The 13,231-nt window shown below is 58.8% G+C and carries 12 protein-coding genes; 3 read left to right on the forward strand and 9 right to left on the reverse strand.

All coding sequences use genetic code 11. The features are described 5' to 3' along the window. Nucleotides 1-31 precede the first annotated feature (31 nt). Both CKW16_RS32885 and CKW16_RS18050 read left to right on the forward strand, forming a co-directional pair. Entirely contained in the window at nt 32-400 is a 369-nt protein-coding gene (locus tag CKW16_RS32885) for a hypothetical protein (RefSeq protein WP_371918037.1), read from the forward strand. Continuing rightward, the gene (locus CKW16_RS18050; protein WP_095129541.1) at nt 397-3,177 is read left to right on the forward strand and encodes an RHS repeat-associated core domain-containing protein; all 2,781 of its coding nucleotides are present in this window, start codon (nt 397-399) and stop codon (nt 3,175-3,177) included. The genes CKW16_RS32885 and CKW16_RS18050 overlap by 4 nt, the downstream gene beginning before the upstream one ends. Before the next feature lie 12 nt (nt 3,178-3,189). On the opposite strand, the gene CKW16_RS18055 is transcribed toward CKW16_RS18050, so the two are convergent. The 8 genes from CKW16_RS18055 to CKW16_RS18090 form a co-directional block, all read right to left on the reverse strand. Further along, entirely contained in the window at nt 3,190-3,558 is a 369-nt protein-coding gene (locus CKW16_RS18055; RefSeq protein ID WP_046045762.1) for a glyoxalase superfamily protein, read from the reverse strand. A 120-nt stretch (nt 3,559-3,678) separates the two neighbouring features. Then, nucleotides 3,679-5,136 (reverse strand): amidohydrolase family protein, encoded by a 1,458-nt coding sequence (locus tag CKW16_RS18060; protein ID WP_095129542.1) that lies wholly within the window; start codon nt 5,134-5,136, stop codon nt 3,679-3,681. A 1-nt stretch (nt 5,137) separates the two neighbouring features. Then, the gene (locus CKW16_RS18065) at nt 5,138-5,998 is read right to left on the reverse strand and encodes a MurR/RpiR family transcriptional regulator (RefSeq protein WP_095129543.1); all 861 of its coding nucleotides are present in this window, start codon (nt 5,996-5,998) and stop codon (nt 5,138-5,140) included. 15 nt (nt 5,999-6,013) lie between these two features. Then, entirely contained in the window at nt 6,014-7,363 is a 1,350-nt protein-coding gene (locus CKW16_RS18070; protein ID WP_095129544.1) for a gluconate:H+ symporter, read from the reverse strand. 311 nt (nt 7,364-7,674) lie between these two features. Then, nucleotides 7,675-9,120, reverse strand: a complete 1,446-nt coding sequence (locus CKW16_RS18075) for a SulP family inorganic anion transporter (RefSeq protein ID WP_095129545.1) — start codon at nt 9,118-9,120, stop codon at nt 7,675-7,677. A 207-nt stretch (nt 9,121-9,327) separates the two neighbouring features. After that, nucleotides 9,328-10,221, reverse strand: coding sequence for an NAD-dependent epimerase/dehydratase family protein (locus CKW16_RS18080; protein WP_095129546.1), 894 nt, complete (start codon nt 10,219-10,221; stop codon nt 9,328-9,330). A gap of 103 nt (nt 10,222-10,324) precedes the next feature. Then, nucleotides 10,325-11,236, reverse strand: a complete 912-nt coding sequence (locus CKW16_RS18085; RefSeq protein WP_095129547.1) for a LysR family transcriptional regulator — start codon at nt 11,234-11,236, stop codon at nt 10,325-10,327. 57 nt (nt 11,237-11,293) lie between these two features. Further along, nucleotides 11,294-11,884, reverse strand: coding sequence for an NAD(P)H-dependent oxidoreductase (locus CKW16_RS18090; protein WP_095129548.1), 591 nt, complete (start codon nt 11,882-11,884; stop codon nt 11,294-11,296). A gap of 160 nt (nt 11,885-12,044) precedes the next feature. On the opposite strand from CKW16_RS18090, the gene CKW16_RS18095 reads away from it, so the two are divergent. Further along, nucleotides 12,045-12,359: a putative quinol monooxygenase gene (locus CKW16_RS18095; RefSeq protein WP_095129549.1), complete on the forward strand. Its 315-nt coding sequence runs from the start codon at nt 12,045-12,047 to the stop codon at nt 12,357-12,359. Here CKW16_RS18095 and CKW16_RS18100 read toward each other — a convergent pair. Beyond that, a complete protein-coding gene (locus tag CKW16_RS18100) occupies nt 12,349-13,113 on the reverse strand; it encodes a sulfite exporter TauE/SafE family protein (protein WP_095129550.1) in 765 nt (254 codons plus the stop codon). The two genes, CKW16_RS18095 and CKW16_RS18100, sit on opposite strands and share 11 nt — an antisense overlap. Nucleotides 13,114-13,231: the final 118 nt, after the last annotated feature.

Genomic DNA, 13,231 nt, shown 5'->3' on the forward strand with positions numbered 1-13,231 from the left:
GTTACAAAGCAAACAAAAAGTCGAGCCGGGAATGGCCTGGATCGTTAATGAAGGCGGCACACTGACGCCGTTGAATGACAAACCGCAAGAGCGCGAAGTCAATCTTCGCTGGCGTGTCAGCGAGCGTATCGAATACGACAATAAAGGCCTGGTAATTCGTACCTATCGACCCTACTTCAGTGACCGGCATCGGTATATCAACGATGAGTCGCTACGTCAGTCAGGACTTTGCGATCAGCATTTCCATGACCCACTGGGCCGACTCATTCGCGTCATCAATGCCAACGGCGACGAGCGTCGGTACACCTACCACCCCTGGTATTCCATCACCGAGGACGAGAACGACACCCGGCCCGACACGCCGTCCGATGATTCAACTACGCATGGAGGCGAAGTATGAGTACCAACATTCATCATCACACCCCGACACTGAACGTCGTCGACGGCCGTGGCTTTCAGGTTCGCGAAGTCACCTACCTGTGCAATGAATCCATCGCACAACCTCAGGCCCGTATTGCTCGTTACGTACATGAAATCAATGGTCAGGTCGTTGAGCAACGCAGCAGCGCCAGCGTAATAACCGCTGATTCAAAGCAGCTCAGCAGTCTGTCGGGGGCTTTGTTACTGACCCAAAGCATAGATGCAGGCTGGCGCCTGACCTTCTTCGGCGAAGCCGGTCAGGCGGCGGAAAAATGGGACTCTCGCGGTAACCATTGGCAAATGCACCATGACAATCAGTTGCGCCCGACGGTGATTTACGAAGAGCCCGACGGAAAAAACCGCCAGGCCATCGAACGTTTTACTTATGCAGACAACTCAACCGACTATGCAAAAACGAACCAGTGCGGTCGGTTGATTCGCCATGATGATCCGGCAGGCAAACTGCTTTTATCCGAGTATGACCTGACGGGAAAGTTGCTCAGCGAAACGCGACACTTTCTGAAAGATCAACAAACACCGGACTGGCCGGAAGAACTCGGCAAACGTGATGGGTTGCTAGAAAACGATACCGAGTACACCACCGACTGGCAGTACGCACCCACTGGCGAGATCCTCGAACAAGAAGATGCCAAAGGGCATACGCAACGTTTCTGGTTCGATGTCGCCGGACAGCTCAAAAAAGTGACCCTGCAACTCGATGATGCCACCGAACACAGGCTGATTCTCGATCAGGTCAGGTACAACGCCCAGGGTCAGATCGAATCGCAGACCCTGGGAGGAAAGATCACCAGTGCAGCGGTTTACACGCCTGAAAATGGCCGCATGAACCAACTGAAAACATCGCGAGAAGGAAGGGCTCTCCAAGAGCGGCACTACGCCTATGACGCTGTCGGCAATGTGTTGAACGTCAAGGACCACACCAAATCCGAACAGCACTACGCCAACCAACGCATAGAGCCGATCAGCACTTATGTCTACGACAGCCTCTATCAGTTGACCCAGGCTTCGGGTCGTGAAGAGCAGGGAGCCCGCATTCACGCACCGCTCCCCGATTGGTTGTCGAGTCCGGGTGACCGGAGCCGGCTACTCAACTTCACTCAGCGTTACACCTATGATGAGCGCGCAAATCTGATCAAGCTGCAACATCAGCGCGCGGGAAATAATTACACCCGTGAGATGAGCATCGCCCCTGACAGCAATCGCGGGCTGTTATGGACAACGGGCGATCCGATACCCGACTTTGCACAGAGCTTCGACACCAACGGCAATCTACAACTGCTGCACGCCGGGCAACCTATGGAGTGGAACGCACGCAACCAATTACAACGCGTGACACTGGTCGAACGCACAGAGCAAGCAGCGGATACGGAAAGCTACCTCTACGACGGCAACGGTCAGCGCGTTCGCAAACGACAAACCCAAAAGGCACACGCGCTCCTCCGCAGCAATGACGTCACCTATTTGCCGGGCCTGGAAATCCGTGAAAGCACTGCGCAGACACTCGATGTCATCACTGTGCAAGCAGGGCGCTGCAGTGTGCGTTGTCTGCATTGGAGCCTGGGAGCTCCCTCGGCTATCACGAATGACGCTTTGCGTTACAGCTTCGATGACCACCTGGGCTCCAATACAATGGAGCTGGACGCTGAAGGCAGCCTGATCAGCGAGGAAGGTTATTACCCCTATGGCGGCACGGCCTGGAGGGCTGCCCGTACAGTACTGGAAGCGAAGTACAAAACCATTCGCTACTCAGGCAAGGAGCGCGATGCCAGTGGGTTGTATTACTACGGCCAACGGTATTACGCGCCATGGTTACAGCGTTGGGTCAGCCCGGACCCAATGGGGACGGCTGACGGGTTGAATCTGTATTGCATGGTGGGGAACAACCCGGTGAGATTTGTCGATACTCAAGGGCTGGTGCGCGCTGATTTGGCAGATGTGCCAGTGGTTCAGAGCTACTACAACCAGTTTTCGGTGAAAACCGTTTCGATGACCGATGCCCCAAGACAATTTGCAGAAGCAAAAACAGCGGAACTGACCGCGCGGCAAACTCAATTTCCCAATCGAACGAACCCTCTGACACCCAGAGAAATCGCCGGGATCGAAGTCGCTAATCCAACGTTCAAAACTTACTCAAAAAACAAACTGAATGAGTACACCGCACACGCAGCGGTCACTACGGTGGATGGTCGCTTTTCGTCCTGGGAGCATTTCAACTTCCCTGAACATCTGGGCGGCAGCCCCTATCCTGGGGTTGTCATGTATCGAAACCCCTTCCCTTCATCTACCGGCCCAGCCGATTTGGGTATCTTTGAAGTCACCCAACCAGAGACTTACATGGCTCAGGTTGAACGAGATTATGCCAATCAGCATGACGTAGCCCTCCACCCGACACTGGCTCGGGAGATTCGCGACCATCTGGGAAACTCCGGACATTTGTTCCCCATCAAGTCGGGTACTCCCGGACGTCATGCCGAAGTCCGGAGCAGGAACGCTTTGCTCAATAGTCCATCGAGCGCCAGCGTTCTGCCTGAAAACATATTTGTGATGACACAACGTCTGAAGGGTGTTGCCGATACTCAGCAAGCGACCGATTTCCCCACATGCATGAACTGTAATGTCTTGATCCCTAGGGACATCAACATTCCCACCGGGCGACTCGATCCCATCGATTACTCAGCACATTTACAATCGATGCATTCATTCAGAGCCCAATACTCACGGAGCCCCAACCCGTAGCGGGTATGTACTTCACACACAGATCGCATTGGTAAACACCAACCGATTGCCGAACGGATCGCTGATGGTCATGTCCTGGCTACCCCAGGGCATTGCCTGTATCTGTGGGTGCGAAAACTTATATTCCTTCGCCAACAATTGTTGCTGAAAGGCCTCAAGCTCATCGGTCTCGATCCGCAACGCCGAGCCTGGTGTGCTGTCGCCGTGATGTTCGGACAGATGCAGCACGCACTCACCACGGGAAACTTGCAGGTACAACGGAAAGTTAGGCTCGAAACGATGCTGCCAGTCGATCTTGAAACCCAGGAAGTCGACGTAGAACTCCACGGCCTTGATTTCATCGAAAATCCGCAGGATCGGGGTGGTTTTGCCGAAGCTCATGGAGTTGCTCCCAGACTGATAAGGCCCAGAGTGTAGCTGGGCGAGATGTCAGCGCTTCGGCTTGGCGATGGCTTTCTTTAGTCTCAATGTGCCATCACTGCGACGCAGCACTCGGAATGTTTACTGGAATCCGTCACGCAAGTCCCCTTGCCGCGCCAGAAACCGCCCTTCCCTTCTTCCATTTGCCTGGCCTTCGCTGTAACTCAAGACACCGTTGACCCAAACCCCATCGATACCTTCCGCCGCTCGTTGCGGATCATTGAAATCCGCCACGTCGCGAATCGTCACAGGATTGAACAACACCAGATCCGCCCAATGCCCTTCACGGATTTCGCCACGTTCCTTCAAGCCAAATCGCGCCGCCGACAATCCGGTCATCTTGTGCACGGCGGTGTGCAGCGGAAACAGTCCCACGTCGCGACTGAAATGTCCGAGCACGCGTGGGAATGCGCCCCACAAGCGGGGATGCGGAAACGGGTCTTCCGGCAAGCCGTCAGAGCCAACCATCGACAGCGGATGGGCGAGGATTCTTCGTACATCCGACTCATCCATCCCGTAATACACCGCGCCGGCCGGTTGCAGGCGTTGGGCAGCATCAAGTAGCGGCACGCCCCACTCGGCGGCGATGTCCATCAGGTCACGGCCACCCACCTCAGGGTGCGGTGTCGACCAGGTGATGGTGATGCGATGAGCGTCGGTGACTTGCTTGAGGTCCAGCGTCGATGAACTCGCCGCGTAGGGATAACAATCGCAGCCCACCGGGTGGGTTTTCGCCGCGTGTTCGAGGGACGCCAACAGTTGCGGACTGCGCCCCCAGTTACCGGCGCCTGCACATTTGAGGTGGGAAATAATCACCGGTGTTTTCGCATGACGGCCGATCTGGAATGCCTCGTCCATGGCCTCCAGCACCGGCTCGAATTCGCTGCGCAAATGGGTGGTGTAGACCGCGCCGAACGCGGTTAGCTCTTCGGTCAGTTGCATCACTTCATCGGTGGAAGCCGAGAACGCGTTGGCGTAGGCAAGTCCCGTGGATAAGCCCAAGGCACCGGCCTCAAGACTGTCGCGCAATTGCTCGCGCATCGCGGTGATTTCGTCCGGCGTGGCAGTACGAAACAGATCGTCGAGGTGATTGCTGCGCAGCGCCGTGTGACCGACCAGTGCGGCCACGTTCAGCGTGGTATTCGCCGCTTCGACGGCGGCGCGGTAGTCGCTGAACTTCGGATAAACGAACGCTGCGGCGGTGCCGAGCAGGTTCATCGGGTCGGGAGGATCGCCGCGCAAACTCACCGGCGAAGCGCTGATCCCGCAGTTGCCGACAATCACTGTGGTCACGCCCTGGCTGAGCTTGGGCAGCATTTGCGGCTGGCGGATCACCACGGTGTCGTCGTGGGTGTGCACGTCGATGAAACCTGGCGCCAACACGCGGCCGGCGGCGTCGATTTCTTCGGTGGCGCTGGCATCGTGCAAGTCGCCGATGCGCTCGATGCGGCCGTTCAGAATCGCCACGTCGGCGGGATAACCGGGTGCGTTGCTGCCGTCGATAATCAGGGCGTTGCGAATCAGCGTGTCGTACATCATGTCAGTCTCCCAGCGGCAAGTGATCGTCGCCGCCGCGGTAATCGTCGAGGGCGAGTTTGATCCGCCGCAGACGCTCTTGATTGTCTTCAGGATTGGCCAGCGCCAGCTCGGTAGCGAGTACGTCGATGGCCAGCAACATGCCGTAGCGCGCCGCCGTGGGTTTGTAGATAAAGGAGGTTTCGACGCCTTGCAGCGGCAGCAGCACATCAGCCAATTGCGCCAGCGGCGAGTCGGCCCGGGTGATGGCGAGAATTCGTGCGCCATAGCTGCGCGCCAACTCGACGGCCTCGAGCAGTTCTGGGGTGATGCCGGTCAGCGAGCAGGCAATGATTGCGCGCTCGGCATCGAGGCTGGCGGCGGTAACGCGCATCATCACCGGATCGTGGCACACCGCAATCGGGTAGCCGAACCGCACCAGCCGCACTTGCAGTTCATCGCTGCACAAGGTCGAGCAACCGCCCATGCCAAAGGCGTGAATCATCCGCGCCTTGCCCAGTAGTTTCACCGCGTCGGCGAAACGCGATTCGTCGAAGGCCGACAGATGCTGGCGCAAGGTCGACTCGATATCGCTAACGATCTGCCCGTAAAACGCCGACTGCTCGGGCGTGCCCGCCGGGTCGAGGAACCGACTGCCGACGCCGCTGGCCTGGGCCAGTTGCAGGCGCAGATCGCGCAAGTCGCGGCAGCCGACCGTACGAGCAAAACGCGAGAGCGTGGCGGTGCTGACTTCCGCTCTCAGCGCCAGTTCATCGAGGCTGGCTGCAGAGGCAAATCCTACGTCGTCGAGCATCAGCCGCGCGATGCGTCCTTCGCCGGCGCTGAAGGAATCCTGACGGGCGCGGATCTGGTAGAGGATGTCCATGGCGGGCGGCTCCGGCTAAAGCAGATAAGAAAGGCCAACGGTCAGACCGAAGGCGACCACCGAGATAATGGTCTCGAGCACCGTCCAGGTCTTGAACGTCTGGGCGACGGTCATGTTGAAGTATTCCTTGATCAACCAGAAGCCGCCGTCATTGACGTGGGAAAAGATAACCGACCCCGCGCCTGTCGCCAGCACCAACAGCTCCGGATGGGGATAACCCAGACCAATGGCCACCGGCGCGACGATGCCCGACGCGGTGGTCATGGCCACGGTGGCAGAACCGGTGGCGATGCGCATCAGCGCAGCGAACAGCCAACCCATCAACAGCGGCGAAAGGTGGAATACCTGGGCCAGGCTGACGATCTGGTCGGTGACGCCAGCGTCCACCAGAATCCGGTTCAAGCCGCCGCCCGCGCCCACCAGCAAGGTGATGCTGGCGGTCGGTGCCAGGCATTCGTTGGTGAATTTGAGGATCGATTCACGGTTGAAGCCTTGGGCCAGACCGAGGGTCCAGAAACTCAGTAAAGTCGCCAGCAGCAAGGCAATTACCGAATTGCCGATGAACAACAGAAACTGATTGAAACCGCTGCCCGGCGTGGAAATCAGATTGGCCCAGCCACCGACCAGCATCAGCACCACCGGCAGCAGAATGGTCGCCATGGTGATGCCGAAACCCGGCAGGCTGTCACGCGGTTCACGCTCGAGGAACTGACGCTCCAGCGGGTTATCTTCCGGCAGTTGAATGCGCGGCACGATGAACTTGGCGTACAGGGGACCGGCGATGATCGCGGTCGGAATGCCGATCAGGATCGCGTAGAGCAAGGTCTGCCCCACCGAGGCCTGATAAGCCTGTACTGCCAGCATCGCCGCCGGGTGTGGCGGCACCAGCGCGTGGACCACCGAAAGCCCGGCGACCATCGGCAAACCGACCATCAGAATCGAAACGCCCACGCGCCGCGCCACGGTGAAAGCGATCGGCACCAGCAGTACAAAACCGACCTCGAAGAACAGCGGCAGTCCTACAAGGAAAGCGATGCAAACCATCGCCCAGTGCGCATTTTTCTCACCGAAGCTGTCGATCAACGTTCGCGCCATCTGCTCGGCACCGCCGGACTCGGCCATCATTTTGCCGAGCATCGTGCCCAGTGCGACCACCAGCGCGATATGGCCCAGCGTCTTGCCGACACCCGCCTCGTACGCCCCTACTACGCCCGACGGCGGCATCCCGGCCAGCAGCGCCAGACCAATGGACACCAGGGTGATGACAATGAACGGATTGAGTCGGTAGCGGGCGATCAGAACGATCAGCGCGATGATGGCGATGGCGGCGTAAACCAGCAGCCAATAGCCGAAGGACGGTGTCATGCGGTACTCCTCGAAAGGGTCACGTCGAATGGGTTGTGAAACTCATAAAACATTTCGAGGTGTGATTTTCAAACGAGGTGAAAGTAATTTTCGTGGAGGGATAAGGGTTGTCGTGCAGAGGTATGCGGGGTCGTGAGTTATGAAAATCGGACAGGGGAATTTTCATCGCCCTCACGCTGATCGTTCCCACGCTCCGCGTGGGAATGCATCCTGTGACGCTCTGCGTCACGACTTGCGAAGGGACGCGGAGCGTCCCGGGCGGCATTCCCACGCGGAGCGTGGGAACGATCGAATGCAGCCAGGAATCAACTTCAGTCGTGACTCACGCGGGCGCGCTTGAGCAGTTTCTTGCAGCGTTCGGACAAGTGCAGCACCCGCAGGTGCTTGCCGGCCTTGGTGTAGCGCTCGCGTAAGGTCTTGAGCGCGGCGATGGCCGAGTAGTCGACGAAGCTCAAGTGGCGACAGTCGATCGTCACCACGGATGGGTCATTGGCAGGATCGAATTGGTTGAGAAAAGGCGCAGTCGAGGCGAAGAACAACGTGCCATGCAGAAGGTAAAGCTTACTGCCATCGGCTTCGAGGTGACTGTCGGCATAAAGCTCGCGGGCCTGCTGCCAGGCGAAGTTGAGCGCCGCAATGATGATCCCGCAGAGCACGGCGGTGGCCAGATCGGTGAACACCGTAATGACCGTTACCGCGATGATCACCAACACGTCGTTCAGCGGCACCTTGTTCACTACCCGCAACGAGGCCCAGGCGAAGGTCTGCTGCGACACCACAAACATCACCCCGACCAATGCGGCCAGCGGGATACGCTCGATCAGCGGCGAGAGGAAGAGGATGAACAGCAAGATCATCACCCCGGCCACCACTCCGGACAGCCGACCGCGACCACCGGAACTGAGGTTGATCACCGTTTGGCCGATCATGGCGCAGCCGCCCATGCCGCCAAACACACCAGAGACCATGTTGGCCGCGCCCAGCGCCACGCATTCGCGATCCGGGTAGCCACGGCTCTCGGTGATCTCATCGGTGAGGTTCAGGGTCAGCAGGGTTTCCAGCAGACCGACCAACGCCATCAATATCGCGTAGGGCGCGATGATGCGCAGGGTTTCCAGGCTCCAGGGGATGTCTGGCAGCGCAAACGTCGGCAAGCCGCCGGCGATGTGCGCCATGTCACCCAAGGTGCGGGTCGGCAAGCCGAGCAGATAAACCGCCAGCCCAACACCCAGAATCGCCACCAGCGCCGGCGGCACGGCGCGCGTCAGGCGCGGCAGCAGGTAGACGATGACCATCGTGACAGCAACCAGCCCCGACATCAGGTACAGCGGTGTGCCGCTGAGCCAAACGTCACCGCTCTTGAAGTGCTCCAGCTGAGCCAGGGCAATGATGATCGCCAGGCCGTTGACGAAGCCGAGCATCACCGGGTGCGGCACCATGCGCACCAGCTTGCCCAGTTTCAGCAACCCGAACGCCAGCATGATCAATCCACCCAGCAGCACGGTGGCCAGCAAGTACTGCACACCGTGCTGCACCACCAGCGCGACGATCACCACGGCCATCGACCCGGCGGCGCCGGACACCATGCCCGGCCGTCCGCCGAAAAGCGCTGTCAGGGTGCAAATGATGAAAGCACCGTAAAGCCCCATCAATGGATTGAGGTGAGCGACCAGTGCGAAGGCGATGCATTCGGGTAGAAGAGCGAAAGACGTGGTGAGCCCGGCCAGGGTATCGGCGCGCAGACGTTTGGGTTTCATGGCTTACCTAAAATACAGGCGGGAAAAGAGGGAGCGGATGTTACGGAATTGAGGGCGGCACGGCCAGTTGTTGGGCTGCTGAAAACGCCTTCGCGAGCAAGCCCGCTCCCACACTCGACCTGTGGCAACCCACAATGATGAGTTCGACACAGGGCTAATGTGGGAGCGGGCTTGCTCGCGAAGGCAGCGACTCGGTTTACAGCGAACTCACACCATCTCGTCACGAATCCATTCAATCACCGATGTCCGCTTCGGCGCCCAGCCCAACAACTCCCGCGCATGTTTACCGCGAACCCGGCTGTTGGAGCCCAGGCCATAGTTGGCCATTTCATAGCCCCACTCAGCTTCCGCATCCTTCAGCGGCCAGTCTAGTGGCTCACCCAGATTCAGCGCCTGGGCAATCGCAGTGGTCATGTCGATGAACGACGCTTCACCGCTTTCGACGAAGTAGAAGGTGCCCGGTACGTTTTTGGTCAGCGCCAGCAGGTACAGGGAAACCACGTCTTCGATGTGCACGTTGGACCAGATGTTCTGGCCGGTACCGACATGCCGGACCACGCCACTTTTACGCGCCTGTTTCAGCAAACGCGGGAGCTGCACGCTGTCACGATTGACGCCCAGGCTATGGCCGTAGATCAGGGTGTTGCAGATCACTGCCGAGTTCACCCCGTCCTTTGCTGCGCCGAGGATCAGGTTGTCGATGGCCACGCGCGCAGCCTTGTCGACGGTCGGTGCCGGCAGGTTGTCTTCGTAATAGATAACGTCGCTGGATTTACCGCCCGACGCATCGCCGACGATGCTCGAGCCGCTGGTGTGCAAGAACACTTTGTTGGAACCGCGAAGTGCATCGAGCAACGCTTCTACCGCGCCGCGATGGTCGCTGCTGGCGGCGTTGATCACGGCGTCGGCAGCGCGGGCCTGTTCGGCCAGTAGTGCGCTGTCGTCAAGCGTGCCGATTACCGGGGTGATGCCCAGTTCGCGCAATTCATTAGCTTGTTCGGTGCTGCGCACCAGACCGGTGACGTTGTGGCCGGCGCGGACCAGACCCGTAGCGATGGAGCCGCCGATAAAACCTGCAGCGCCGGTGACGAATACGTTCATGGAGAAACTCCCTGCGTTAATAAGTGATGCATCCAGTATCGAGGACCGATGCTTGTGGAAACAGACAGCGTTGCCCAATTCACTCTTGCGCAGGGGTCACGAATCAGCCTTTGAAATCCGCGTTCGCGTAAGCCGCCAATTTGCCCTGGATGAAATCCAGGAAGCATTGAATCCGTAGGGCGAGTTGCGAGTTTCGGTAGTACACCGCGTTGATCGGCTGGCGATAGCCGCTGTTGAAATCCGCCAGCAGCACCTGCAAACGTCCGGCGCGGATGTCATCAATCGTCATGAAGTGCGACAGACAGGCAATGCCTTGGCCTTCCAGCGCCAAGTGCCTGATTGTCTCGCCGCTGGAGGCGCTGATCGACGCCTGAATCGGCCAGCGATCACCGTGAACGTAACGCAGCGGCCATTGGTTGAGGCCTTCGTTCTGGGTAAAGCCCAGCAGCGTGTGCCCGGACAAATCCGCCACTTCAGCCGGTACACCGTGTTTTTCAAGGTAGGCCGGGCTGGCGACGATGTGCAGCGGACTGCAACCCAGAGATCGAGCGTGCAAGGTCGAGTCGGCGAGCGTGCCGATACGGATGGCGATGTCGGTGCTTTGCTCCAGCAAATCGATGATCAAATCATTGCTGTTGAGTTCCAGCTGAATGTCCGGGTAGAGGCGGCGGAATTCGTCGATGTACGGCACGATCGCGTGCAGCATGAACGGCGATGCGGCATTGATCCGCAGACGCCCGGACGGGGTTTGCTGGCGAGAGGTCAGGCGTTCTTCGAGCTCGTCCATCTGATCGAGAATCAGCTTGGCGTGCTCGAAGAAGTACTTGCCCTCTTCGGTCAGGTCCATGCGCCGCGTGGTGCGGTTGATCAGCGTGGTATCGAGTTTCGCCTCCAGCCGCGACAGCGTACGGCTGACCGCAGAAGGCGTTTGCCCGACCTGTTCGGCCGCAGCGGAAATCGATCCGCACTCAATCACGCAGACGAAAATCTGCAACTCATCGGATCTGGCTTTCACGGGTGCCCCTCATTCAAAACTGGCTTGATAGTAGCTGGATGCGGGGCAAAAGGAACCTTACGCCGGCAGGCCGAACACCTCGGTCAAATGCTGCTCATAGCGCGCCACATCGGCTTCGACATTCGGGCGTTTCATCACATCGACGGCCAGGAACGTCGGCAAACCGGTCATGCCGAGGAACTCGTTGGCCTTGTGGAACGGGAAGTACACCGCGTCAACGCCCTTGGCTTCGAAGAAGTCGGTCGGGTCGTCGAAGGCTTGCTGCGGCGCGTTCCAGGTCAGCGACAGCATGTATTGCTTGCCCTGCAACAGACCACCGCTGCCGTACTTTTGCGACGAGTCGGAACGCGTGCGGCCGTCGCTGGCGTAAAGGCTGCCATGGCCTTCGGTGAAGACTTCGTCGATGTACTTCTTGACGGTCCAGGGCGCGCCCATCCACCAGCCGGGCATCTGATAAATGATCACGTCGGCCCAGAGGAATTTGGCGACTTCTTCAGCGACGTCGTAACCCTTGTCGATGAAGGTGGCTTTCACGTCGACACCGCCGCGATCCAGAACGCTCAGCGCAGCTTCATGCAGGGTGGCGTTGTAGCGGCCATCGGAGTGGGCAAACTTTTTGCCGCCATTGAGCAACAGGACTTTTTTCATGGGAAGTCTCGGAAGGTTGGAATTCGATGGCGGCAGAGTAGCGATCTGCCTCGCGCGGAATAAGCGCTGAATTCACAAAATTCATTTGACCAATACGCACGAATCGACAGGCGATTGTTGCCATAAACTTGCGCCGATTCTGAACTTGAGGAGATTTCTGATGAGTGAAATGCAAGGCTTCATCCTGCACGCCAAGACCCGCCCGGAAAAATCTGACGCCTTTGAAGCGTTTTTCAGCGCTTATGTAGAAGCGAGCCGCACCGAGCCGGGTTGCATCGAGTACCACATGCTGCGCGACAAACAGGACCCGACGCTGTTTATCTTCTACGAGATCTGGCAGTCCCAGGCTCACCTCGACGTGCACTCGAACCTGCCGCACATGAAGCAGTTCCTCGAGCAACGCGATGAGTACCTGGAACGGGATTTCGATATCCGCGCCATCGACATGCTCAGCCCGTCGTCCGCTACCCGCTAATCAGCAAGTGGCCGCCGAGCACGCCGAGGCCAATGAAGAACATACGTTTGAACAGCACGGCGCTGATCCGCTGGCGCAGCCATTGCCCCAGCAACATGCCGAGCACCGCCGGGATCAGCGCCAGCAACGACGCAATTAACTCGCCACCGCCCAGTGCGTCGCGCCATAACAGGCCGGCGGCCAAGGCCAGGGTCGAGACGGTGAACGACAGACCCAGCGCCTGCACCAGCTCATCCTTGCTCAAGCCCAAGGCTTGCAGATAAGGCACGGCGGGAATCACGAAGACGCCGGTGGCCGAGGTGATGACGCCCGTCAACAGGCCGCAAAGTGGACCGAGCCAGCGCTCGGTGTGACTGCCGACACGTAAGGTCGGTAGTAACAATCCGCTCAACGCATAGAGCAACAGCGCCGCGCCCAATCCCCGCACGACCCAATGACCACCCGCCATGCGGATCCACAACGTGCCGGCTCCGGTGCCGATGAAGATCGCCAGCAACATCGGCCACAACCGTTTGATCAACCCCCGCAGATGCCCGCCAAATGCCAGTTGCCAGACATTGGTGAGCGTTGCGGGGATGATCAGCAGCGCGGCAGCCTGCGTCGGTGCCATAGCCAGACCGAGCAAGCCCATCGCGATGGTCGGCAGACCAAGGCCGATCACACCCTTGATCATGCCGGCCAGTAGAAAGGTCGAGATGACCATCAATGAAAGGGCCAGACCGAGGTTTTGATAGAACGCGGCGAGAGTATTCATGACGCTATCGTGAGCCCGGATTGGCTGCTTGAAAATCTGCCATATACTGAGGCAGCCTCTTGCTTGGCAAGAGGCATGATCGTTCCCACGCTCTGCGTGGGAATGCAGCCCGTGACGC

Origin of the sequence: Pseudomonas sp. Irchel s3h14, from assembly GCF_900187425.1 — a bacterium.
Lineage (GTDB): Bacteria > Pseudomonadota > Gammaproteobacteria > Pseudomonadales > Pseudomonadaceae > Aquipseudomonas.